Below are 21974 nucleotides of genomic sequence, written 5' to 3'. Positions count from 1 at the left end.
CGGCTTCGGCCGGGGCGCTCATCTGCTTCCGGCGTCTCTCGCGTCAGTCGTGAGGCAGCGGGCCTGCGCTACGGGACGTTCCAGGCGGAGACGAACGGCTGCCCGTCCTCGGTGGCCAGGAAGCTGAGAGTGCCCGGATGTGGGTGTCCGAGCAGTCGACTCGTGGACGCGTCGAGGCCGAGCCAGCGCACGGTGAGAACGCGGGCGAGATGGCCATGCGCAACGACGGCGACATCGCCGCCGCTCAGCAGCGGACGGATGCGGTCCAGCACCGCGTCCGTGCGCGCGGCCACCTGCTGGAGCTGCTCGCCGGGATGTTCGGCGTCGCCTGGAACGACGCCGTCCCGCCACAGGTCCCAGCCCGGCTTCAACTCTCTGATCTGCTCGGTGGTCAGGCCCTCGTAGCCGCCGTAATCCCATTCCAACAGGTCGGGATCGGGCTTGGCACTGGTCAGGCCGGCCAGCTCTGCCGTACGCATGGCGCGGCTCAGCGGACTGCTGAAGACGGCAACCAGAGGACGGCTGGCCAGCCTGGGGGCAAGAGCCCTGGCCGCCGCCTCACCCGCGTCGGTCAGCTGCACGTCGGTCCGGCCGGCATGCCGGCCCGACAGGCTCCACTCGGTCTGGCCGTGCCTGATCACTATCAGCTCACCCATGGCCGCGCAGACTATCTGATCTTGTGGTGGAACGGCAGGCGGGGACGGGCGCCCGTCCGCCGAGGATCGAGGCATGCGAGCCGGATCTCGCTGAAGCGGTGGATCGCGTAGAGGGCGGTGCCCTCGTCCGCGCGACGAGCAACCCGGCGAACGTTCCCGGTCACGACGCTAGCGGCCGCCCCTGCGCTCCTGGGTCGCCGCCCGGATCTCCTCCGTCGCCTCACGGAACGCGGGGGCCGCGCGCGTGAAGTAGTCGAAGAGCAGGTCCAGTTGCTCCGGCGTGTACCCGGCCAGCACGTCGGCGATCCGTCTCCGGGCCGGGCCCACGGCCGCCTCGACTTCCGCCAGCGTGCCGGGTACGGCCTCGACCACGACCTTGCGCCGGTCCGCCGGGTCGGCGGTACGGCGTACGTAACCCGCGCGCTCCAGCCGGTCGATCAGCCGCGTCGTGGCCCCCGTCGTGAGCCCCGTCCCGGCCGCGAGCTCGCCCGAAGTGAGCCCGCCCGCCAGGGTGATGCGGCTGAGGGCGTACCACTCGGACGCCTGGAGCCCGGCCGCCTCCGCGCCCGCCATGCCGTGCAGCCCCACGGCATCGATGTAGTCCCGAAAGACCGCACGCCGGTCGTCCTGCTCCGCCATCGCGACACCACTCCCCTTGCCATTTATCTGCACGTGTGCAGATACTGCATCTGTGCAGTTGCTGCCTCAGTGTAATCAATATGGCGGCGGCCGTCATCCATCCGCACGCGCCGATCGAGAGGCATCCCGTGAACACCAGGACCGTCAAGACCGTCAAGCGGGCCACGCTCGCCACCGCCGCCGTCCTCACGCTCGGCGCCGCCGGGGCGTATCTCTACCTCGACACCACCTCCGAGGTGCGGCGCCCCGGAACGGAAGCCTGCGCCGACGTCATCCCGGCGGGCGCGAACCGCGCGGACGGCGAGGCCGTCTGCGCCACTCTCGGCGCCCTCACCGCCGCCTGGGGCCGGGGTGACGCGGACGCGTACGGCCGCCAGTTCACCGAGAACGCCACGTACACCACCTACGTCGGCAGCCACTACGAGGGCCGCTCCGACATCACCGAGGGCCACCGGGCGCTCTTCGAGGACTTCGTCAAGGGCACCAAACTGGCCGCCTCCTACCTCGACCTGCGCTTCCTCGGGAAGGACGCCGCCGTCCTGACGGGCCGGGGCGACGACTACAGCGGCAGCAAGCCCAGCCCCGCCGAGCTGTCCAAGGTCCAGACGTACACCCTGGTCCGCGACACCGACGGCACCTGGCGCATCGCGGCCTTCCACAACACCCAGCGGCACAACGTCATGGAGCGGTTCTCGTTCCTCTACTCCCCGGCCACGGCCCCGAAGGCGGAGAAATGACCACCTCGGTCCGCCTCCGTGTCCGGTATCCCGGTGTCCAGCCAGCCACGCAGCACGGCGAGGTCGGCGGCGGTCAGACCCCGGCCCGCGTCCACCCGGTGGAGCAGGGCCCGGCCGGGGTGGTGGGAGGCCACCCAGGCCCGGTCCGCGTCGGTGATCTCGTCGTCGACCCAGATGAAGGGGCGGCCCGCCGCGTGGTCGAGGAGCGCGGGGGTCTTCCAGTGGATCCCGGCCCGCACGTCGTCATCGCCGGACTCCGGCCACGCCACCACGGGCAGCTTCGGCAGGCCGAGCCGGGGCGCGACGCAGTCGTTCGCGTCCGCCATCCAGGTCGTGGCCCACACCAGCTCGCACGGCAGGGCCGTCAACTGCGGCCCGAGCGCGGGGTCGATCCTCGCGAGCAGGGGATGGGCGTCGTCCGCCTGCGGATACGGGCCCGCGCCGAAGGGGATGAGCGGCCCGTCGACGTCCAGGAAGAGCAGAGGGCGGGCCTCGGAGCCGGTCATGACAGCACGCTAGCCCGCGATCCGGCGCCAAGGGAACCTCCGCCGGTGGATTCGCCTCTTGAGGTGCGAGGGGGACGATGACGATGACGATGACGACGAAGACGGCCGGCCGGGTGCTGGCGGCGGGACTGCTGTGTGCCGTACTGGCGGCCTGTGGGACCAAGGGGGCGGGCCAGGCCGCGGGACCCGCGCCCGTACCCAGCCTCACGCCGCAGAAGTGCGCGCTCGACGTGCCGACGGAGGAGCAGACCGGCGGTTACGCAGGGCCGCCGACGGACCAGGAGACGGGCGGCTACGCCGGTCCGCCGACCGATCAGGAGACGGGCGCTTACGCGGGTCCGCCGACCGATCAGGAGACCGGCGGTTACGCGGGTCCGCCGACCGATCAGGAGACGGGCGCCTACGCCGGTCCGCCCACGGACCAGGAGACCGGCGGCTATGCAGGGCCGCCGACCGATCAGCAGACCGGCAGCGCCGCGCCCTCGGGCGACGCGGCGATGACCAACGGCGGCGGCCCGTGCGGCCCGGCGGACTGGTTCGACATGACCCGGGACTTCACCGCCTACTGGGCCGGCCACCGCGCCGACTACGAGGACGTCGTCATCAAGGAGACCCGCGTCCGCAAGGTCCGCACCGTCGGCGAGGCGAGGATCACCTTCAGCACCGGATCCGTGGGCAAGGGCCGCGGGGACGACGCCCGCCAGATCGCCAAGGTGTTCGCCGACTGGCGGCGCGAGGTCTACGGCGACAGCGGCGACCTCGTGGTCCGCACCGCCGACGGGGTCGTCGTCACCGAGAAGTGGTGACCGGGGGCCACCGCGCGTCCCACAGCGCGCAGTGGTGTCCGGCCCGGGCGTCCACCGTACGGATCCCGCCCGCACCCGGAGCCAGGGACAGTACCGAGGCCGGTGAGCGGTAGCGTGGCCAGTGCGGCGCTCCCGCGGCCGCCGGCACGCCGGTGCGGGCGAAGCGCGTCCAGTAGCCGCTCATCCGGTCGGCCAGCTCCTGCTGCGGGCCCGCCAGCGGCACCACCGGGAACAGGTAGGGCAGTTCGAAGCCGTGCGAGGCCCCGTACGGCAGCCCCGGCACCTCCGGCAGGCCCGTGAAGTTCGGCGCGTCGCCGTCGCTGAACCGGTAGCCGTACGTCGGCACGCGGCGGGCCAGCGCACCGCTGTCCCGCAGGGCCGGGCAGGTGAACGACGCGTCGGACAGCAGGGTGGCCCACGCCACCGCCGGCGTCGGGTAGGCCGATACCGGATAGCTCGCCTCGACCGCGCGGGCCGCCCCGGCCCCGAACGACCGCTCCAGCCGGGCCCGGTACGTGGCTTCGTCGCCGACCGGGTACACCGCCAGGGACTGCGCCACGAAGACCCGCATCTCGTCCCGCGTCGTTCCCTGCATCACCGGCACCCGGTGGAACCGCCCGGCCTCCAGGGCCCGACGGGGTTCCACGGGCAGTTGGGAGCCGCCGTACGAGACCCTGGAGAAGGTCTGCGTCAGTTCCGGCGTCACGAGCGTGCCGGTGTCCAGCCGGCGCAGGCAGTCCAGCGCCGCCGCCGAACCGCCGCAGCCGAGCCGGGCCGCCGCCAGCACGCCGTCCGCGACCGTGCGCCGTTCGGGCACGAAGGGTTCGTACGCACCGAGCGTGGGCAGCAGGGACCACGGCGGCATCGTGGTCGAGCACGATCCGCTCTGCACGATCGCCTTGTGGAACAGGCCCGTCGACGCCGGTGAGGTGAGGTGCGCGCAGACGCTGAGGGCGCCCGCCGATTCGCCGAACACGGTGACATTGCGTGGATCCGCGCCGAAGCGCTCCGCGTTCCCCCGTACCCAGCGCAGCGCCGCCCGCTGGTCGGCCAGGGCGAAGCCGGGGGCCCCGCCGAGCTCCGGGTGGCCGAACATGCCGAAGACACCCAGCCGGTAGTTGACCGTCACGACCACGACGTCACCCCGGACGGCGAGCCGTTCGGCCGGGTACAGGTCGCCCGCGCCGTTGACGAAGCCCCCGCCGTGGAACCAGACCATGACGGGCCGCCGCGCGCCCCGGGCGGCGGCCCCGGCGGGCGCGGCGGGCGCGGTGACGTTCAGGTACAGGCAGTCCTCCGAGCCGCTCGGGCCGCCGGGCCCGATTGCCGGTAACTGCACGCAGCGGGAGCCGGGGGCGCCCGCGTCGCGGACCCCCTCCCACCGGGGCGCCGGCTCCGGAAGCCGCCAGCGCAGCGGGCCGGTCGGGGCGGCGGCGTACGGGATGCCCTCGAAGGTGGTGTACGCCCCGTGGGACCGGCCGCGTACCTGCCCCCGGTCGGTGTCCACCACGGGTCGCTCCGAACCCTCCGCCGCGGCCACCGGGATCAGTAGGAGGGGCACCGTCAGCGCCAGCGGCAGCACGCGCCGGCGCCAGAACTTCCGCACGTCGAGCACGCTCTACGCCCCTTCTCCGTGGGCCGGGTGGGCCCCCGTCTGCCCGCCCCGAACGGCGCAATGAGCGGAATTACCAGTAAATATAACAAAGGTGCGTTTTACGTGACCGTCTGTGGCCCTCACCCGGGGCAGTGGGCGGGTCAGCCTGGGCCGGTGGGGAGGACGAGCGGCACCCCGTGCCCGGCGCGGGGTGCCGCTTCCACGCGTGACCGCGCGCGCTCACGCCAGGAGGTTCACCGCCCCCGTGAACACGCGCGGGAGCCGGGCCGCCAGTGGGACGATCTGCCGGGCGAGCCGCGGCCGGTGGCGCGCCCAGAGCAGGGACTCGGTGAGGGTGCGGTAGCTGCGCGACAGCTCCCGCCAGGCCTGCTCGTACGCCTGCGGCCGCCCCGCCCGTACGCAGCGGACCAGCTCGCCGGCCGCCGTCACGGCCAGTGTCAAGCCCTCGCCGGTCAGCGCGTCCACGTACCCCGCCGCGTCACCGACGAACAGCACGCGCCCCGCCACCCGTACGCGGGCCGCTTGGCGCAGCGGCCCCGCCCCGCGCACCGCCGCGCCGGGGGACGCGGGCAACCGCGCCGCCAGCAGCGGGAAACGGGCGAGCTGTACGTCGAACGGGGCCTGCTCCGCGGTCAGCAGGGCCACCCCGATCCGGTCGGGCGCGAGCGGGGTGACGTACGCCTCGCACCGGGCCGACCAGTGGACCTCGACGAGGTCGCTCCACGGCTCGGCGGTGTAGTGGCGGCGCAGCCCGTAGCGCGCCGGCCGGGCGGCCACCGGTGGCGCGCACAGACCGAGGCGGCGCCGGACGGGGGAGTGCAGGCCGTCCGCCGCGACGAGGTAACGGGCCGTGAAGCCCGCCGCGTTGACGCTGTCGCCGTCCTGGCCGATCCCCTCGACGCGCCGGCGGACCACGCGCACGCCCAGCTGGGCGGCGCGTTCGGCCAGCGCGGCCTGGAGCGAGGTGCGCCGGATGCCGAGGCCGGGTCCGGAGCGGAACAGCCCCTCGGCGTGCCGCCCGGTCACCGCGTCGACGTACCGGATGCCCCGGAAGGGCTGCCCGGTCGCGGGCACACCCAGCTCAAGCAGCCGGCGCACCGCCCCCGGCATCAGCCCCTCTCCGCAGGCCTTGTCGATCGGGGTGGGCCGCGGCTCCACGACCACGACTTCCATTCCGGCCAGTGCGCCGTGGATGGCCGTCGCCAGGCCCGCCGGGCCGCCGCCCGCGATCAGCAGGTCGATCACGAGCGGGAGCCCGACGTGGGAACGGAGGCGGGGGCGCGCAGGCGTCCGCCGTCCGTCAGTGCGGCCTCCTCGCAGCCGATCCGCACGCGCAGCAGCAGCAGGTTGAGCGCGGTGAAGCCGAGTGCGGTCAGCCAGGCGGTGTGCACCAGCGGCAGCGCGAAGCCCTCCACCACGACGGCCACGTAGTTGGGGTGGCGCAGCAGCCGGTACGGGCCGGCCGCCACCAGTGGCAGTCCGGGGACCACCACCACCCGGGTGTTCCAGCGCGGTCCCAGAGTGGCGATGCAGCACCAGCGCAGGACCTGCGCCGCCAGGACGAGGGCGAGGGCGGACCAGCCGAGTACGGGGATGAACGGGCGGTCGGCGGCCAGGGGTTCCACCGCGCAGCCCACCAGCAGCGCGGTGTGCAGGGCGACCATGGCCGGGTAATGGCCGCGGCCGTACTCGCGGCCGCCCCGGGCCAGGCTCCACGCCGTGTGGCGACGGGCCGTGACCAGCTCGACGAGGCGTTCGGCCGCGATCAGGCCGATGAGCAGCAGGTACAGGGTCATGGACGGGGCCATGGACGAGGACATGGGCATGGAGTCACCAATCAGCGGTCACCAGCGGAGCAGGACGAGTTCGGAGGCGAAGCCCGGCCCGAAGGCCAGCATCAGACCGACCGATCCGGGGGGCGGCGGCCCCGCGGTCTGGAAGCCGCCCAGGATGTGCAGGACCGAGGCGGAGGAGAGGTTCCCGGCGGCCGCCAGTGAACGGCGGCTCGCCGCGAACGCCGACTCGGGCAGGCCCAGCGCGTCCGCGAGCGTGTCGAGGATCTTCGGGCCGCCCGGGTGGCAGATCCACGAGTCGACGTCGGCGGGTTTGAGGTCGTGCGCGGCGAGGAAGGTCTCGACCTCCTCGGCCACGTGCAGCCTGACCAGGTCCGGGATTTCACGGCCGAGGACCATGCGCAGGCCCCAGTGGCCGATGTCCCAGCCGAGCAGGTGCTCGGTGCCCGGGTAGAGGCGGCTGCGCGCGGCCACCACCGCGGGTCCGGCGCCGGTGGCGTGCAGGGGATGGCCGCGGCCCACCGCGACGAGTGCGCCCGCCCCGTCGCCGAAGAGGGCTCCGGCCACCAGGTTCGCCATGGAGGTGTCCGTGGGCTGCAGGGTGAGCGAACAGAGCTCGGTGGACAGCAGCAGGGCCGCGTGGCCGGGCCGGCCCGTCAGGTAGTCGTGGACATGGCCGACTCCGGCGGCGCCGGCCGCGCAGCCGAGGCCGAACAGCGGTACCCGCTTCACGTCGGGCCGCAGCGCGGTGTGCGAGGCGAGGCGGGCCTCCAGCGAGGGTGTCGCGAGCCCGGTCACCGTGGTCGACATGACGAAGTCGATCTCCGGCGCCGTGAGACCGGCGTCGGCGAGGGCGCCTTCGACGGCCCGGCCGGCCAGCTCCAGGGCCGCTTCCAGGAAGAGGGCGTTCGTCGTGCCGAAGTCGTTCGACGGCCCGTACCGCTCCAGCGGGAGCGCGAGATGGCGGGTCTCCACGCGCACCGAGGCGTGGACCCGGCGCAGCAGCGCCGCATCGGAGCCGGACGGCAGGAAACGGGCCAGCGCTGCCGTGATCTCGGCCTGCGGATGGCGATGCGGCGGGAACACGCTGCTCACTGCCAGGACACGTGTCATTGATTCACCATAGGAAACAACTGACACATCGTTATGAATCAGGCGAACCGGGCGCGGCGCGGCATAGCGTGGCGGTGTGCCCGCGCGAACCGCAGAAACCGGACGGCAGCCCAGGCCCGCCGTCGCCCACGCCGTCGCCGTACGGTGGCGCACCGCGGCCGTGGGACTGCTGGCGGCCTGTCATCCCCTGCCGGCGGCGGCCGTGACCGTCTTCACCGCGGCGCTCGCGGCCGCCGCGGGGCGGAGCCTCCCGGGCGCGGCGGCCGCGGTGGGCGCGGTGGCCGCCGGGCAGCTCTCGGTCGGCTGGTGCAACGACCGGGCCGACCTGCGGCGGGACCTGGCCGCGGGGCGGCGGGACAAACCCCTGGTGGCCGGTACGGTGCGGCCCGCGGCCGTGACCCGTGCGGCGGCCCTGGCGCTGCTGGTGTGCGTCCCGCTCTCGCTGGCCGGCGGGCTGCTCGCGGGCGCGGTCCACCTCGTGTGTGTGGCGGCCGCCTGGGTGTACAACCTCAAGCTGAAGGGGACGGCGGTCTCATGGCTCCCGTACGCCCTGGCCTTCGGCCTGCTTCCCGCGTTCGTCACACTCGGCCTGCCCGGAGGGCCGTGGCCGCCGCCGTGGCTCACGGCCGCCGCGGCCCTGCTGGGCGCGGGCGCGCACTTCGCCAACGTCCTGCCCGACATCGCCGACGACCTGGCCACCGGGGTCCTGGGGCTGCCCCAGCGGCTCGGGGCGCGGACCTCGGCCGTGCTCGCCGGGCTCCTCGTGCTCGCCTCGGCCGCCGTGCTGGTCGTGGGGCCGCCGGGCCGGGTGACGGCGTACGGCTGGGGCCTGCTGGCCGCCACGACGGCGACGGTGCTCCTGGCGGGTCGGCGCCCGGCGGGCCGGCTCCCGTTCCGCGCGGTGATGGCCGTCGCCGGAGCCGACGTCCTGCTGCTGGTGGTCCAGCTCAGACGGTCCTAGTACGGGTCCACGCGAGGAGCCGCTCCGCGGGCCAGGTGTTGACGACGCGCCCGGCCGGGACCGCGCACTCGACGGCCCGTTCGCAGCCGAGGATCTGCCAGTCCAACTGGCCCGGCGCGTGCGCGTCCGTGTCGATCGCGAACAGGGTCCCGGCGTCGACGGCGAGGCGCAGCAGCCGTCGGGGCGGGTCCAGCCGCTCGGGCCGGCTGTTGATCTCCACCGCGGTACCGGAGTCGGCGCAGGCCGCGAAGACGGCCTCGGCGTCGAACCGCGACTCGGGCCGGGTCCGTCCGGTCACCAGCCGTCCCGTGCAGTGGCCCAGTACGTCCAGCAGGGGATTGCGCACGGCAGCCAGCAGCCGCCGGGTCATCGCGGGGGCCTCCATCCGCAGCTTCGAATGGACGGAGCCGACGACCAGGTCGAGCTGCTCCAGCAGCTCCGGTTCCTGGTCCAGCGAACCGTCGTCGAGGATGTCGCACTCGATGCCCGTCAGGAGCCTGAACGGCGCCCAGGTCTCGTTGAGCTCCGCCACCACCCGCAGCTGTTCCCGCAGCCGCTCCGGGGAGAGGCCGCGGGCGACGGTGAGCCGCGGCGAGTGGTCGGTGAGCACGGCGTACTCGTGCCCCAGCGAGGCCGCCGCCCGGCCCATCTCCTCGATCGGGCTGCCCCCGTCGGACCAGTCCGAGTGCACGTGGCAGTCCCCGCGCAGCGCCGCCCGCAGGGCGGTGGCGGCCGCGGTGGTCGGCGGGCCCTCGGGAAGCGCGGCGGCCTCGTCCTCCAGTGTCTGCAGGTACACCGGCACCGACCCGTCGAGGGCCTCGCGCACCACCTGGGCCGTCTTGGGGCCGATGCCCTTCACGGCTTCCAGGGAACCGGCCGTCACGCGTGCGGCGGTCTCGTCCTCGCCCATCCGCCGGAGGGCCGCCGCGGCCGTCCGGAAGGCCCGCACCCGGTAGGTGGGCGCCTGGGCGCGCTCCAGCAGGAAGGCGATCCGGTCCAGCGCGGCCACCGGGTCCATCGCGTACCTCCTGGACCCAGTGTGGCAACGCGGCGGGGATCGCGCCGGACGGGCGTCACGCCTCCTGCGGGACCGCGGCGTCGAGGGCGGCGGTGAGGCGGTTCAGACGGGCCTGGAGATCGAGGATCTCGGCCAGCTCGAAGCCGGTCGCGGTCGCGATCCGCCGCGGTACCTCCGCCGCGCGGGCGCGCAGCGCGGCGCCCTCCTCGGTGAGGTGGGCGTGCACGGAGCGCTCGTCCTCGGCGCTGCGCTCGCGGCGGACCAGACCGGCCGCCTCCAGCCGCTTGAGCAGCGGCGACAGCGTCCCGGAATCGAGCCGGAGGTGCTGCCCGATCTCCTTGACCGGCAGCTCGCCGTGCTCCCACAGCACCAGCATGACCAGGTACTGAGGGTAGGTCAGGCCCAGGTCCTTGAGGACCACCCGGTAGAGGCCGCCGAAGGCGCGGCTCGCCGCGTTCAGCGCGAAGCAGATCTGGCCGTCCAGGCGCAGGAAGTCCTGGTCGGCGTGGGTTGCGGTCGGCTTCTCGGTCATGAGGGCCAGTGTACCCGGGTGGACTTGCGAGGCATTGAATTGTGCACAACTCAATTGCGTGCTCTAATGGTGGAGCGAGGTCGACCGCCGGCCCCGCAACGATTCACTTCTGCGAGAGGAACTCCGATGGACGCGCTGTACACCGCTGTCGCCACCGCCAACGGCCGCGAGGGCCGCACCGTCAGCTCCGACGGCCAGCTCGACCTCGCCCTCGCCATGCCCCCGGCGCTCGGCGGCAACGGGCAGGGCACCAACCCCGAGCAGCTGTTCGCGGCCGGCTACGCGGCCTGCTTCGCCAGCGCGCTCGGCCTGGTCGGCCGCCAGGCCAAGGTCGACACCAGCGAGGTGTCGGTCACGGCGGAGGTCTCCATCGGCAAGGACGGCGCCGGCTTCGGCCTGGGCGTGGTCCTGCGCGTCGAGCTCCCCGAGTCCCTGGCGGGCGAGACGGGCACCCTGCTGGTCAAGCAGGCGCACGAGGTCTGCCCGTACTCCCGTGCCACGCGCGGCAACATCGACGTGGACCTCGTGATCGAGTAAAGATGCCGGACGCCGGGCGGGCGGCCACGATGGACGTACACCGACTCGTACGGGGCCGCTCGCCAGGAGGCGTCGATGGCGCACACGTACGCAACCGATGTGCTCGTCGCCGGCGCCGGCCCGGTCGGGCTGACCGCGGCGCTGGAGCTCCGCAGACGCGGAGTCTCCTGTCGGATCGTCGACCGGCTGCCCGCCCGCCTCCCGTTCGCGAAGGCCGTGGGCATCCAGCCGCGCACCCTGGAGCTCTGGGACCGCATGGGACTGGTCCGCACCGTACTGGACGCGGCCGTCCCGATGCGCGGCCAGCTCGCGTACGTCAACGGCGCCGAGCAGGCGCGCATCGAGCTCGCCCTGCCGCCCGAGGTTCCGTACGGGTTCGCCGCGCTGCCGCAGTACGAGACCGAGCGCATCCTCGACGAGTTCCTGGCCCGGTTCGCCACCGCGGTCGAGCGCGGCACCGAGCTGGTCTCGTTCACCCAGGACGCCGACGGGGTGACCAGCCGACTGCGCACCCCTTCCGGCGCGGAGGATGAAGTACGGACCCGCTTCCTGATCGGCTGCGACGGTGCGCACAGCATCGTCCGCAAGGGGCTGGGGCTCAGCTACGAGGGCGGAGCCTTCCCCGAGGAGTTCATGCTCGGCGACGTCGAACTCGACTGGGACCTGCCGCACGAGTACGGCGTGCGCTCCATGCACCGGGGTGAGGACGGCACGATCGACGACGCGCTGGTGTGCATCCCGCTGCCCGGCCCCGGCAGGTACCGGGTGTCGATGACGGTGCCGCCCGAGTTCTCGGCCGCGCGGCAGGAAGAGGCCGACTCCGACGGTGTCGCCCATGGCCTGGAGAGGGGCCGGGCCCCCGGACTCGCCGACATCCAGACCGTCCTGGACCGGCTCTCGCCGCGCCCCACCACGGCCTCCAACCTGCGCTGGACCTCGGCGTTCCGCATCAGCCACCGGATCGTGGACCGCTACGGCGACGGCCGGGTCTTCGTCGCCGGGGACGCGGCGCACATCCACCCGCCGACCGGCGCCCAGGGCATGAACACCGGTATCCAGGACGCCTGGAACCTGGCCTGGAAGCTTGCCCTGGCCATCGACGGCGGCGCCCGTCCCGACCTGCTCGCGAGCTACGACGCCGAACGCCGGCCCGTGGGCGAGGAGGTCGTCAGCCGCACCGTGCGGCACGCCGCCGAGGGAGTGCAGGCCGACCCGGAGGACAAGGCGACGCTGTTGATGCGCGAGGCCCAACTGCTCGTCGGCTACCGTGGCAGCCCGCTCGTAGACCCGCCCGGCGAGGGCCCCGGACCCCGGCCGGGCGACCGGGCCCCGGACTGCGCCGGCCTCACCGCACCGATCGCGGCCTACCCGCTGCGCCTGTACGACGTCCTGCGCGACCGCGGACACCTGCTCGTGCTGTACGGGGGCGGGAACGGGTCCGCGGGCGGGACCGAGGACGGCCGGTGGACCGACGAACTCGCTCGGACGGCACGGGAGTCGTCCGGGGGCCGGGTGGAGACCTGCGTGGTGCTCGAACCCGACGCCCCGGCCGCCGCCGCCGGCCGGGCCGGCCCACCCGCCTACCGCGACACCGGCGGCGAGTTCGCCCGCCTCTACGCGGCCGACCGGCCGACGGCCTTCCTGATCCGCCCGGACGGCTACCTCGGCGCCCGCCTCTCCCCACCCACCGCACAGGCACTGCGCACACACCTCGCGGGCACCTTCGCCGCCACGGATCAGGGGCAGACCCACTGACCGGTCAAGACCGGCCGTCCCTGCGGGCGGCCTCCCGGCGCCCGCGCTTGCCCAGCGGGGCCAGCGAGAGGTCCTGGGCCGTGGACCTGAGCCGCTTGAACCCGTACCCGCGCTCGGTCAGCCAGGTCTCCGCCGCGAGTTCGGCCCGGGCCGTCGCGTCGAGGATGTCCTGCTCCGCCTCGCCCGAGTCCAGGAAGCGGAAGGTGAAGGAGGGGCGGACGGCGACGTCGTCGTACGAGAGGTGCCCCTCGGCGGTGAAGGCCGAGTGCAGCACGTCGTGTTCGGGAGCGGCGGCCGTCAGCTCGGCCCGCTGGTCGGCCGTGAGGCCGTCGAAGGAGCCACGGACGGTGATGCGGAAAGTGCGGGAGCTCATCCCCGCACCCTAGAACGCACCTTTCGTCCCCCGCACCGGGATATTCCGCGCGGCGAAGGCCGACGCGCCCACCCCGGCGCCCGGGGATCGGCCGAAGGCCGGGACCGGCAGCACATTTTGGATTGACGGACGATCCTCAATACGATCCGGCGATGATCACAACAAAACGGCTGGCGGCCGGGGCGTGCGGCCTGCTCGCCGCCCTGGCCGTCGGGCTCTTCCCGGCGAGCGCCACCGCCGCCGACGGACCGACGGCGAAGGAACCCCCGAAGGTCGACCTCGTCCTCGACGTCAGCGGCTCCATGCGGGCCACCGACATCGACGGCCAGTCCCGGATGGTCGCCGCGAAGCAGGCCTTCAACGAGGTCATCGACGCGGTCCCCGGCGAAGTCCGGCTCGGCATACGGACCCTGGGCGCCACTTACCCGGGTGAGGACAAGGCGCTCGGCTGCAAGGACACCAAGCAGCTGTACCCGGTCGGACCGCTCGACCGGACGGAGGCGAAGACCGCCGTCGCGACGCTCGCCCCCACCGGCTGGACGCCGATCGGCCCCGCCCTGCTCGCCGCGGCCCAGGACCTGGACGGCGGCGACGCCACCAAGCGGATCGTGCTCATCACCGACGGCGAGGACACCTGCGCCCCGCTCGACCCGTGCGAAGTGGCGCGCGACATCGCCGCCAAGGGCATCCACCTGGTCATCGACACCCTCGGCCTGGTCCCGGACGCCAAGACCCGGGCCCAGCTCACCTGCATCGCCGAGGCCACGGGCGGTACGTACACCTCGGTGCAGCACACCGCCGAACTCTCCGGCAGGGTCAAACAGTTGGTAGACCGGGCCGCCGACCCGGTCGTCAACCCCGTGGCCACCGAGGGTGCGAAGCAGTGCGCAGGCGCCCCCCAGCTGAAGCCCGGCCTCTACAGCGACCGCGAGACCTTCGGCGAACACCGCTGGTACCGCGTCGACGTCCGTCCCGGCCAGGAGCTGCGCGCCTCGGTGAGCATCGCCGCCGACCGCGCCGTCAACAACGACTACGGCGTCCTGCTGCGCGCCACCACCGTGCACGGCCGCGAGATCGTCCGGGGCTCGGAGGCGGGTGACGGGCGTACCGACGTCCTCTCCACCGGCCTGCGCTACCCGAAGGCGGAGATCGACGGCGTGGACGAGGAGGCCGCGGAGGCGACGGAGACCGTCTGCATCCAGGTCAGCAACTCCTTCGCCGCCCCCGCCTCCGTCAAGACCACCCCGGGCATGCCCGTCGAGCTGACCATCGACGTGGTCGACGGACCCGACCAGGCGTCCGACGCCGCCTCCTTCGGCCTCGGCCGCGGCTGGTGGCTGCTGGCCGTCCTGGTGCTCATCGGGCTGGTGGCCGGTGTGGTGTGGGGATGGATCTCACGCTGGCGCATCTCCGTCTGGAGGACCAACTGATGCGTACCGTACGCACACTGACCGCCGCCCTGCTGACCGCGGCCGCCGCCCTCACGGTGGCGGGGACGGCCGCGGGAACGGCCGCGGCGGACACCGCGACGGCCAGTCCCAGCCCCGCTACCGGCTCGAAGTCAGGACAGGGCGAGGCCGCCGCCCCGACCGAGGCCGGTACGAGCTTCCGTACCGCCACGGCGATGCGTCCGGGCCAGCGGGCCACGGCCGGCGCGTCCACCGGCGACTACCTCTACTGGGTCCTCCCCGTCGACGCGCAACAGCGCGCGACCGTGAAGGCAACGGTCACGCTGCCCGAATCCGCGAGCCGGCACGGCGCCGCGACCTGGCAGCTCGACGTGTACGACGGGCTGCGCCGCAGGCAGGCGTGCACCTACGGCACGCAGACCAGGGCCGCCGCCAAGGACGCGGCCTCGGTCGAGCTGTCCTGCACCCTGCGTACGGTCCGCGCTTCGGCCGAGCAGTGGGCCAACGACCCGCTGCCGGGCAGCTACTACGTGCGCCTGACCGTCGTCGACCTGCCGGAGGAGGACCTCGGCCTGCCGGTACGCGCGGCAGTCGAGGCCTCCGTACAGGAGACGGGCGGCGCCCACGCCGTGGACGGCGCCCTCGCCACGCCGCTGGTTCCGGCCACCGTGACCGGGTCGCTGCGGGAGCCCGAGGACGGCTGGTCCGGCGGCTGGTGGTCGGACCGCTGGCTCTGGACGGCGGCAGGAGGGGTCCTGGGCGCCCTGGCGGGCATCTTCGGCTACTCCCTGACGCGCGGCGCCGGCCGCCCGTCCCGGGTGCCGCCCCGCGCCTGACAGCAGGCTGCGGCGGACGGCCGCGGCAGGCGGCCGCGGTCCCGGGGGACTCCTCCCGGGGCTGCGGCCGTCCGCGTGGATTGATGTGCTTGACGGGTATGCCCCGGCCTCGCCGGGGCAGACGCCGAGCATGAGCTTCCAGCATCCCGCGGAGAAGGGGAAGAAGGACGACGGCGGGATCGGCCGCTTCGAGAGGCTGGCCGAGCTCGCCTCCAACTTCACGAGTTCCGCTCTCTTCTCGATGCTGTGCGTGGCCCTCGTCGCGGGTTTCGTCGCCGTGCACGTGGCCCGCATGCCGATGGAATGGCAGCACCTCGCGGGCGACGCGATGGGAGCCGTCGCCCTCCTCCTGCTGGCCCTGCTCAAGAACTCCGAGCGCCGGGCCGAGCACGCCATCCAGCGCAAGCTGGACGCCATCGCGGCCGCCCTCCTTGAGCTGCAGCAGGGCGAGCCGGGCCAGGCCCACGAGGACCTGGAGAAGGCGATCCGGATGGAGGAGCGCCAGTAGCGACGGCCGACGGAGGACGGCCGAGGGACGAGGGAGGCGGTGCCCGGGCCCTATGCGCCGGCCGCTTCGCCTCCCAGGAGTTCCGCGCCGAGCGGAGTGATGGTGTGCACGACCGACTTGCCACGCCGGCTCGTGGTGATCAGATTGGCGTTGCGCAACACCGTCGCGTGCTGGCTCGCCGCCGCCACCGAGACGTTCAGGCGCCGCGCGAGCTCCGTGGTGCTGCACCCCTCCGTGGCCACCCTCAGCGCGGCGGCCCGCGTGCGCCCAAGCAGTGCGCCCAGCGACTGGTCCGCGGCTTCCCCGGCACCCCACAGCGCCGCGCCGGCCTCGGCGTCACCGATGGTGGGGATGGCGAGCGTGGGCGCCGAGTCGCCGTCCAACGGGTCCCACAGCAGCGCCGCGTCCCGCCACAGGAAGACCGTCGGAGCGATGACGAGCCCCCGTCCCCCGAGGCGGACCTCGACGTTCCGGTGGTAGCGCATCTCCAGAACGGGCGCCCGCCACCGCACCAGCGGAACGCACATCCCCTCCAGCAGCCGTTCGACCCCGCCGTCGAGCAGCGTCCGCGCGAAGGTATTGCGTACCCCCTCCATATGGGTCCTCGCCCGGCTCCAGTAGGGAGCGATGATCGCCTCGTTGCAGGCGGCGAGCCCCGCGGCGAAGTGGCGGCGGGCTTCGAGGTCGCCCTCCGCCAGGGTCCGTGCCCACGACAGCTGTGAAGGGTGGAAATCGATGTGCTCGAGCTCGGTCCGTATCCGGTCGGGCGATGCGCGCAGCAGGTTGTCGATCCCCTCCTCGATGGACGGCGTGTCACCCATCAGCATCGTCAGATCGATGTCCGGGCCGTCCACGGCCAGCAGGCTCGTCACCGGGCGGGTCCCCGTACCCAGCCGTCCGCGCACCATCGAGTGCCAGGGGCGGAAGGGCAGGGCGTTGACGGCGCAGTCGCGCAGCAGTTTCAGGCCCAGCATGGTTTCCGTGGCCGCGCCGAGCGTCGCGGCCACCCGGGTGAGCAGCCCCTCGGCCATGCCGAAGACCTGCTGCAGGCGACAGCCCAGTGCGGGGCCCATCCGTTCGGCGGTCGTCCGGTGCAGGAGGGCGCCGCCGATCTGCACGAGACGCAGACTGCTCGGCCCGGCCCGGACCGTGGGGAGTGCGTCGAGCCAGAGCCGGGCGACGGCGGGCACCACCGAGGTGATGGTGACCCGCTCCCGTTCGATGGCCGGAAGGCATTCGGCGGGTCCCGGGTTCTCGACCAGGACGACGGTGCCTCCGACGGAGAGGGTGCCGACGATGCCGGGGCAGCCGAAGGCGAAGTTGGACTCGGCGGGCTGCGCGGCGAGATACACGTCGTTCTCGGTGAGCGACACCAGCTCGGCGGCGGCCCGCGCCTGGTAGGCGTAGTCGTTGTGGGTGCGCGGAACGAGGTTGGGCGCCGCGCCGGTACCGCCGGAGAGCAGGAAGAAGGCCACCTGGTCGGCGCTCTGCGCGAGCGCCGGCTCGGGCGGGGCGTCGATCGAGCCCAGCGGGCTGTACTGGCAACCTGACGGGTCGGTCGTGAGGCCGCCGTACGGGGACGGGACGCCCGGCGCCTCAAGGGTGAACACCCGCCGCAGGAAAGGCTCTCGGGCCGCGATGTCCGCGGCCATCACCGTGTGGTCGAAGCCCTGGTACGTCGAGGGGCCGACGTAGCCGACGGCCTGCGCGACCCGCACGAGGTGGGACACCTCGGACGCGCGGTACGAGACCGGGCAGAACACGGGGACCGCGCCGGCGCGCATCAGCGCGAACACGGTGACGACGAACTCGGGAACGTTGGGCAGCTGGACGACGACCCGCTGCCCTGGCCGGAGGCCGCGCAGCCGGAATCCGGCGGCCATGCGGCTCACGCGCCGGTTGAGGGCCGCGTACGGGATGCGGGTGCCGGCGTGCACGAGCGCGGTCCGTGGCCCGTACTGCAGGGCCCAGCCACGCAACAGGTTGTCCAACGCATTGCCGCGCCAGTGCCCGGCCGCCCAGTAACGGTCGACGAACTCCTCGGGCCAGGGCGTGCAGCCGTTGAGCATGTACGTCACTCGCTTCCTTCTTCACCGGTCACACCCCCCCGCCCTGACCTTGGCATCCAATCCGTCAACACCCCTGTACACAATGGGCTTTCACGACCACGGACACTGAACTCCATCGGCGGAAGGCCCAATGGACGCCGCTGACCAGGAGGAAGGGCGGGAGCTGAGGGCGGGCAGTGCGGCTGTTCCCGTTGTTTGGGGAGTGTCGTTGCCGCCACCATCCACCTCGCCGCCCTACGGGTCGCAAGGTGACCCGGGAGAGGGCTCTGGGACCTCAGATGTGGAGCTCCTGCGGAAAACCTGTCCAGCGGAGCTCGGCGGGGAGGTGGCCGGTGTCGTTGAAGAGGAGAACTGCGGGGGGCCGGCCGGGCGCGTAGCGGATGACAGTCAGCGCCGCATTGGCGTGGTTGATGCCCATCCAGCGCCAGTTCGGGGCGTCGAGGGCGGCACGGACGAGCCAGCCGACGAGGAAGTTGTGGGTGACGACGAGTTCGTGGCGCGGCTCGTCGCCGACGACGGGGCCGGTGAACTCCGCGAGCGCCGCCGCCGCGAGCGCGGGCCCTTGCTCACGTTCCTCGGCCGGGAACTGGTTCAAGAAGCCCAGCATGGCGTCCGCCGCCTCCGACGGCAGTTCCTCGCGCACCGGAAGGTACGGGATGTAGTCGCCGGCCGTGGCATTGAGCTGCAGGGGGACGTCGTCGAGCTGTTCACCGACCAGCCGTGCGGTCCGTTCGGCCCGGGCGAGTGGCCCGTGATGGACTGCGGTCAGCGGGACCCCCCGGAGCCGCTCACCGAGCAGGGCGGCCTGGCGGCGGCCTGCCTCCGTCAGTTCGCTCTCGTCAGACGAGGCCTCGCCGTGCCGGGTGAGGTACAGGTAGCGGGCGGCCGTGCCAGTCATGCGCGGGTCCTCCGATGGAGTCGATCTTGCGGACTCCTCGAGTGACGCCTACCGGCGCAGGCCGGTTCCCGGGCCGGGATCTGTCTTGAGCCCGCTCAACAGGTCACAGGCCCCGCTAGTCGTCCGAGCCGCTTGCCGACGGCGGAACCTCGACGACGAAGAACAGGAAGGTGGTCTTGCTCGAAAGGTCATGGAACTCGTCGGGGAACAGGTCACGGGCGGCCGGGTCGGGCTGCGGCTCGCTGATGACGGAAAGGCGGAAACCTGCGGTGGTGAAGGCATCGGTCATCGCGTGCAGTGGCTTGCGCCAGAACCTCATCGGGACGGACCGCCCGTTGAACGTCCAATCGAAGCCATAGCTGGTGGTCGCGAAGTAGTCGGGCCGCGGTTCCTGGATCGTGTAGGCCACGAAAGGGTGGTCCACCGACGCGATCAGCCGGCCGCCGGGCCTGAGTACCCGCCGCAACTCGGCCAGCGCCGGCCCCCAGTCCTCCAGATAGTGCAGCACCAGCGACGCGACCACGTCGTCGAACGCACCGTCGGGGAACGGCAGGCGGTCGCTCAGGTCGACCACGTGCAGGTCTACGTCGTCACCGAGCCGCCGCCTTGCCAATGCCAGCATCCCGGCGCTGATGTCGATTCCGGTGACGACGGCACCGCGGTCGCGTAGTGCAGCGGACAGGGGGCCCGAGCCGCAGCCGGCGTCCAGGATCCGACGGCCGGCCACATCTCCGGCGAGGGCCAACATCGCAGGCCGCTCGTAGTACGCGTTCACCAGGTTGTTCTCGTTCTCCGCCGAGTACGCCTCGGCGAAACTGTCGTAGTCATTCACCTGGTCCCGACCTGCAGACCCGGCGAAGTTCTCAGGCTCATCGGTTACGTGTTCCATCGTCGCAGCCTAGTAAGCACATGATCCGCCGGACAGGCGCTACCAGGCCGTTCCTTCGGATCACCTGGCTGACCAGGCGAAGATGGCGGCGAGGGCCAGGCAGTGTCCGCGGGGACGCCGATACCGGCCCTGAGCGCGTACCAGAGCAGTGGCGCGGTCCGGTCATTTGATACGACTGGACCGCCGCCACATGGTCCGATGGGAACGGCCTAGCCGAGCCGGGTGAGTCGGGTGCCGAACGAGGGCTCGGCCAGGGCACCCTGGACCGCGACCGGCACGCTCTTCGCCCCGTCTCCTTCGCCCGCCGTCAGCACGCCGATCTCCGCCCCGGCCTTCGCGGTGTGCGGGACCGGCGTCGCCCCGGATTCGAGGGTGAGCTTCAGTCGCTGGCCCGGTACGCCGATCACGTTGAGGTCCTTCGTGGCGACCAGCGGGGTGCGGCCGCCGAGCCCGTCGTCCACGTACCCCACCTGCTGGCCCTTGCGGACGACCGGGGCCGACGCGAGTGCCTCCCGTACCGCTTCGATGATCTTCTTGCTGTTCGCCTGCACCAGGACCAGGCTGTTCGAGCCGTCCGGGTCCGGACCGTCCACGTGCTGGTCCATCAGCGTGCCCAGGATCAGCGGGGTTTCGTCGCCGACCGACTTGTACGCCGCCCACATCAGGGTTCCGCCGGCGGGGGTGCTGGATCCGGTCTTGATACCCCTGATGCTCAGGCCCTGGGCCGTGAGGAGGGTGTTGTTGTTGAGGAGGGGCTTTGACAGCCCCTTGATGGTGGCGTTGGGCAGGGCGACGATCGCTCGGAACGCCTCGTCCTTCATGACGGCCTCGGCCAGTTTGAGCTGATCGGCGGCGGTGCTGACGGTCCCCGCGTCCAGGCCGCTGGGGTCGGTGTACGTGGTGCTCCGCATGCCGAGTTCCCTGGCGGCGGCGTTCATCTTCTCGACGAACGCCGTCTCCGAGTCGCTGCCGGAGTCCCAGCGCGCCAGCAGGCGGGCGACGTTGTTGGCCGAGGGGATCATGAGCATCTTGAGCATGTCCTGCTGGCTGAACTTCGAACCGGCGGTGAGTCCTTCGATGCGGGACTCGTGCTCGGAGGTGCCGTCCCCCACGGCCTTCGCGTCGACCTCGATGGAGGGGCCGGGGTCGGTCTTGCGCAGCGGGTGGTTCTTGAGGATGACGTAGGCCGTCATCACCTTGGCGACGCTGGCGGTCGGGACGGGCTTCTGCTCGCCGAAGGTCCCGATGTCACCGGACCCGGGGACGCGGACGGCCCCTTGCCCCTTGGCGGGCCAGGGGATGGAGAACTGCCCGTCGAGGGCGCGGTCCGGCTCGGCCGCGACGATCGCCGGGGCGGGCAGTGGGCGCAGCAACTGGGCGCCGGTGAACGCGCCTGCGAGGAGCAGCAGGATCGGGGTCCACACCTTGACGCGCCGGACCACGGTCCGGCGGGGGGTCTCCGGCGGGGGAGCGGTGTTGGTGAGCTCGGCCAGCAGGTCCAGCGGGGCCAGCGGGGCCGCGACGGTCGGCGCCTTGGCCTCGGGCCACGGGTAGGGCTCGCTCTTGGTCGGGGACGGGGTGGGCGCCGGGGTATCCAGCGGCTTGAGCGCGACGAACTGACTGGTCTTCTCGGAGTCGCCCTCGGCCCCCCGCGCCCAGGAGGGCACCCGCGCGGGCGGGCCCGCAGCCTCGGCGTCGTCCTTCTCCTCGGGCCCGGCTTCGGTCTCGGTCTCGGTCTCGACCTCCGGAGCGTCGGTCTCGGCCTCGTCGTCGACCTCGTCGGGAGCCCCGGCGGTCTTTGGGGCCTCGTCGGCCGTGTCGTCAGCGTCGTCGGGTACGTCCGCCTCGTCGGGCACGACGGCGTCCTCGGGGACCGCGCTGTCGGCCGCCGGTGCGGTGTCCTCGGCCTCGTCCGGACCGGCGGGTGCGACCTCGACGGACTCGAGGTCCGCCTCGGGTTGGGGCTCGGGCTTGGCCTCGGGCTCGGCGTCCGCCTTGGGTTGGGGCTCGGGGTCCGCCTCGGGCTCTGCCTCTGCCTCTACCTCGGGTTCGGTGTCTTCCTCAGGCTCGGCCTTCGCCTCGGGCTTGGCCTCGGACACGACCTCCGTCTCCGTCTCTGCCTTGGGTTCGGCCTCGGGCTCAGCGTCCGTCTCCGGCCCAGCCTCGGGCTCGGCGTCCGCCTTGGGTTGGGGCTCGGGCTCGGCCTCGGGGTCCGCCTCGGCCTTCGCCTCGGGGTCCGCCTCGGCCTTCGCCTCGGGGTCCGCCTCGGCCTTCGCCTCGGGGTCCGCCTCGGCCTTCGCCTCGGGGTCCGCCTCGGCCTTCGC

Annotated in this window: 22 protein-coding genes; 8 read left to right on the top strand and 14 right to left on the bottom strand. The window is 72.9% G+C overall.

Annotated elements, in window-relative coordinates; genetic code table 11:
- Window positions 1-68: 68 nt before the first annotated feature.
- Both ACFYOB_RS02295 and ACFYOB_RS02290 read right to left on the bottom strand, forming a co-directional pair.
- Complete coding sequence (locus ACFYOB_RS02295; protein ID WP_388553289.1) at window positions 69-656, bottom strand: histidine phosphatase family protein; 588 nt, start codon at window positions 654-656, stop codon at window positions 69-71.
- A gap of 168 nt (window positions 657-824) precedes the next feature.
- The gene (locus tag ACFYOB_RS02290) at window positions 825-1295 is read right to left on the bottom strand and encodes a MarR family winged helix-turn-helix transcriptional regulator (RefSeq protein ID WP_388553286.1); all 471 of its coding nucleotides are present in this window, start codon (window positions 1293-1295) and stop codon (window positions 825-827) included.
- Window positions 1296-1423: 128 nt separating this feature from the next.
- Here ACFYOB_RS02290 and ACFYOB_RS02285 point away from each other — a divergent pair, with 128 nt between their 5' ends.
- Window positions 1424-2032 (top strand): SgcJ/EcaC family oxidoreductase, encoded by a 609-nt coding sequence (locus ACFYOB_RS02285; protein WP_388553284.1) that lies wholly within the window; start codon window positions 1424-1426, stop codon window positions 2030-2032.
- Here ACFYOB_RS02285 and ACFYOB_RS02280 read toward each other — a convergent pair.
- Window positions 1996-2538 carry an HAD domain-containing protein gene (locus tag ACFYOB_RS02280; protein WP_388553282.1) on the bottom strand — a complete coding sequence of 181 codons (543 nt, stop codon included), beginning with the start codon at window positions 2536-2538 and terminating at the stop codon, window positions 1996-1998. The genes ACFYOB_RS02285 and ACFYOB_RS02280 overlap by 37 nt on opposite strands.
- 77 nt (window positions 2539-2615) lie before the next feature.
- Between ACFYOB_RS02280 and ACFYOB_RS02275 the strand changes: the two genes are divergently transcribed.
- The gene (locus ACFYOB_RS02275; RefSeq protein WP_388553280.1) at window positions 2616-3344 is read left to right on the top strand and encodes a hypothetical protein; all 729 of its coding nucleotides are present in this window, start codon (window positions 2616-2618) and stop codon (window positions 3342-3344) included.
- On the opposite strand, the gene ACFYOB_RS02270 is transcribed toward ACFYOB_RS02275, so the two are convergent.
- From ACFYOB_RS02270 to ACFYOB_RS02255, 4 genes are all read right to left on the bottom strand, one after another.
- The gene (locus ACFYOB_RS02270) at window positions 3328-4959 is read right to left on the bottom strand and encodes a carboxylesterase/lipase family protein (RefSeq protein ID WP_388553278.1); all 1632 of its coding nucleotides are present in this window, start codon (window positions 4957-4959) and stop codon (window positions 3328-3330) included. The two genes, ACFYOB_RS02275 and ACFYOB_RS02270, sit on opposite strands and share 17 nt — an antisense overlap.
- 219 nt (window positions 4960-5178) lie before the next feature.
- Window positions 5179-6204, bottom strand: coding sequence for an NAD(P)/FAD-dependent oxidoreductase (locus ACFYOB_RS02265; RefSeq protein ID WP_388553276.1), 1026 nt, complete (start codon window positions 6202-6204; stop codon window positions 5179-5181).
- Window positions 6201-6755 carry an isoprenylcysteine carboxyl methyltransferase family protein gene (locus ACFYOB_RS02260; RefSeq protein WP_388554010.1) on the bottom strand — a complete coding sequence of 185 codons (555 nt, stop codon included), beginning with the start codon at window positions 6753-6755 and terminating at the stop codon, window positions 6201-6203. Before ACFYOB_RS02260 ends, ACFYOB_RS02265 begins: the two co-directional genes overlap by 4 nt.
- A gap of 48 nt (window positions 6756-6803) precedes the next feature.
- The gene (locus tag ACFYOB_RS02255; RefSeq protein WP_388553274.1) at window positions 6804-7865 is read right to left on the bottom strand and encodes a type III polyketide synthase; all 1062 of its coding nucleotides are present in this window, start codon (window positions 7863-7865) and stop codon (window positions 6804-6806) included.
- Between the two features lie 76 nt (window positions 7866-7941).
- On the opposite strand from ACFYOB_RS02255, the gene ACFYOB_RS02250 reads away from it, so the two are divergent.
- Entirely contained in the window at window positions 7942-8826 is an 885-nt protein-coding gene (locus ACFYOB_RS02250; RefSeq protein WP_388553271.1) for a UbiA family prenyltransferase, read from the top strand.
- On the opposite strand, the gene ACFYOB_RS02245 is transcribed toward ACFYOB_RS02250, so the two are convergent.
- On the bottom strand, window positions 8813-9844 hold the full coding sequence (locus ACFYOB_RS02245; protein WP_388553268.1) for a PHP domain-containing protein: 1032 nt from the start codon (window positions 9842-9844) through the stop codon (window positions 8813-8815). The genes ACFYOB_RS02250 and ACFYOB_RS02245 overlap by 14 nt on opposite strands.
- A 55-nt stretch (window positions 9845-9899) precedes the next feature.
- Window positions 9900-10376 (bottom strand): MarR family winged helix-turn-helix transcriptional regulator, encoded by a 477-nt coding sequence (locus ACFYOB_RS02240; protein WP_388553265.1) that lies wholly within the window; start codon window positions 10374-10376, stop codon window positions 9900-9902.
- Between the two features lie 126 nt (window positions 10377-10502).
- On the opposite strand from ACFYOB_RS02240, the gene ACFYOB_RS02235 reads away from it, so the two are divergent.
- Both ACFYOB_RS02235 and ACFYOB_RS02230 read left to right on the top strand, forming a co-directional pair.
- Entirely contained in the window at window positions 10503-10913 is a 411-nt protein-coding gene (locus ACFYOB_RS02235) for an organic hydroperoxide resistance protein (RefSeq protein WP_388553262.1), read from the top strand.
- A 75-nt stretch (window positions 10914-10988) separates the two neighbouring features.
- Window positions 10989-12668 (top strand): FAD-dependent monooxygenase, encoded by a 1680-nt coding sequence (locus ACFYOB_RS02230; RefSeq protein ID WP_388553259.1) that lies wholly within the window; start codon window positions 10989-10991, stop codon window positions 12666-12668.
- Between the two features lie 4 nt (window positions 12669-12672).
- Here ACFYOB_RS02230 and ACFYOB_RS02225 read toward each other — a convergent pair whose 3' ends face one another.
- Window positions 12673-13041 carry a DUF6204 family protein gene (locus ACFYOB_RS02225; protein ID WP_388553257.1) on the bottom strand — a complete coding sequence of 123 codons (369 nt, stop codon included), beginning with the start codon at window positions 13039-13041 and terminating at the stop codon, window positions 12673-12675.
- A gap of 152 nt (window positions 13042-13193) precedes the next feature.
- Between ACFYOB_RS02225 and ACFYOB_RS02220 the strand changes: the two genes are divergently transcribed.
- The 3 genes from ACFYOB_RS02220 (at window position 13194) to ACFYOB_RS02210 (ending at window position 15794) form a co-directional block, all read left to right on the top strand.
- Window positions 13194-14471 (top strand): VWA domain-containing protein, encoded by a 1278-nt coding sequence (locus ACFYOB_RS02220; protein ID WP_388553254.1) that lies wholly within the window; start codon window positions 13194-13196, stop codon window positions 14469-14471.
- A complete protein-coding gene (locus tag ACFYOB_RS02215) occupies window positions 14471-15286 on the top strand; it encodes a hypothetical protein (RefSeq protein WP_388553252.1) in 816 nt (271 codons plus the stop codon). The genes ACFYOB_RS02220 and ACFYOB_RS02215 overlap by 1 nt, the downstream gene beginning before the upstream one ends.
- A 130-nt stretch (window positions 15287-15416) precedes the next feature.
- Window positions 15417-15794, top strand: a complete 378-nt coding sequence (locus tag ACFYOB_RS02210) for a hypothetical protein (protein WP_388553250.1) — start codon at window positions 15417-15419, stop codon at window positions 15792-15794.
- 50 nt (window positions 15795-15844) lie between these two features.
- Here the strand turns inward: ACFYOB_RS02210 and ACFYOB_RS02205 are convergent, their stop codons facing one another.
- From ACFYOB_RS02205 to ACFYOB_RS02190, 4 genes are all read right to left on the bottom strand, one after another.
- A complete protein-coding gene (locus ACFYOB_RS02205; protein WP_388554008.1) occupies window positions 15845-17863 on the bottom strand; it encodes an AMP-binding protein in 2019 nt (672 codons plus the stop codon).
- A gap of 274 nt (window positions 17864-18137) precedes the next feature.
- Complete coding sequence (locus tag ACFYOB_RS02200; protein ID WP_388553248.1) at window positions 18138-18761, bottom strand: histidine phosphatase family protein; 624 nt, start codon at window positions 18759-18761, stop codon at window positions 18138-18140.
- A 115-nt stretch (window positions 18762-18876) separates the two neighbouring features.
- Entirely contained in the window at window positions 18877-19650 is a 774-nt protein-coding gene (locus ACFYOB_RS02195; protein ID WP_388553246.1) for a class I SAM-dependent methyltransferase, read from the bottom strand.
- A 209-nt stretch (window positions 19651-19859) separates the two neighbouring features.
- The coding region (locus ACFYOB_RS02190) for a serine hydrolase (protein ID WP_388553242.1) at window positions 19860-21974 on the bottom strand (2115 nt) is incomplete at its 5' end.

The sequence above is a fragment of the Streptomyces sp. NPDC006463 genome, from assembly GCF_042870715.1.
Taxonomy (GTDB): Bacteria; Actinomycetota; Actinomycetes; order Streptomycetales; family Streptomycetaceae; genus Streptomyces.
Note: the sequence above shows the minus strand (reverse complement) of the source record. Positions and strands in the feature narration are given on the sequence as shown.

Bases quoted from the DNA above. Each gene is read 5' to 3' on its own strand.
- ACFYOB_RS02290 (WP_388553286.1), bottom strand. From the start codon at position 1,295: ATGGCGGAGCAGGACGACCGGCGTGCGGTCTTTCGGGACTACATCGAT.
- ACFYOB_RS02210 (WP_388553250.1), top strand. From the start codon at position 15,417: ATGAGCTTCCAGCATCCCGCGGAGAAGGGGAAGAAGGACGACGGCGGG.
- ACFYOB_RS02205 (WP_388554008.1), bottom strand. From the start codon at position 17,863: ATGCTCAACGGCTGCACGCCCTGGCCCGAGGAGTTCGTCGACCGTTAC.
- ACFYOB_RS02215 (WP_388553252.1), top strand. From the start codon at position 14,471: ATGCGTACCGTACGCACACTGACCGCCGCCCTGCTGACCGCGGCCGCC.
- ACFYOB_RS02240 (WP_388553265.1), bottom strand. From the start codon at position 10,376: ATGACCGAGAAGCCGACCGCAACCCACGCCGACCAGGACTTCCTGCGC.
- ACFYOB_RS02200 (WP_388553248.1), bottom strand. From the start codon at position 18,761: ATGACTGGCACGGCCGCCCGCTACCTGTACCTCACCCGGCACGGCGAG.
- ACFYOB_RS02255 (WP_388553274.1), bottom strand. From the start codon at position 7,865: ATGACACGTGTCCTGGCAGTGAGCAGCGTGTTCCCGCCGCATCGCCAT.
- ACFYOB_RS02260 (WP_388554010.1), bottom strand. From the start codon at position 6,755: ATGACCCTGTACCTGCTGCTCATCGGCCTGATCGCGGCCGAACGCCTC.
- ACFYOB_RS02295 (WP_388553289.1), bottom strand. From the start codon at position 656: ATGGGTGAGCTGATAGTGATCAGGCACGGCCAGACCGAGTGGAGCCTG.
- ACFYOB_RS02245 (WP_388553268.1), bottom strand. From the start codon at position 9,844: ATGGACCCGGTGGCCGCGCTGGACCGGATCGCCTTCCTGCTGGAGCGC.
- ACFYOB_RS02275 (WP_388553280.1), top strand. From the start codon at position 2,616: ATGACGATGACGATGACGACGAAGACGGCCGGCCGGGTGCTGGCGGCG.
- ACFYOB_RS02195 (WP_388553246.1), bottom strand. From the start codon at position 19,650: ATGGAACACGTAACCGATGAGCCTGAGAACTTCGCCGGGTCTGCAGGT.
- ACFYOB_RS02235 (WP_388553262.1), top strand. From the start codon at position 10,503: ATGGACGCGCTGTACACCGCTGTCGCCACCGCCAACGGCCGCGAGGGC.
- ACFYOB_RS02220 (WP_388553254.1), top strand. From the start codon at position 13,194: ATGATCACAACAAAACGGCTGGCGGCCGGGGCGTGCGGCCTGCTCGCC.
- ACFYOB_RS02280 (WP_388553282.1), bottom strand. From the start codon at position 2,538: ATGACCGGCTCCGAGGCCCGCCCTCTGCTCTTCCTGGACGTCGACGGG.
- ACFYOB_RS02230 (WP_388553259.1), top strand. From the start codon at position 10,989: ATGGCGCACACGTACGCAACCGATGTGCTCGTCGCCGGCGCCGGCCCG.
- ACFYOB_RS02225 (WP_388553257.1), bottom strand. From the start codon at position 13,041: ATGAGCTCCCGCACTTTCCGCATCACCGTCCGTGGCTCCTTCGACGGC.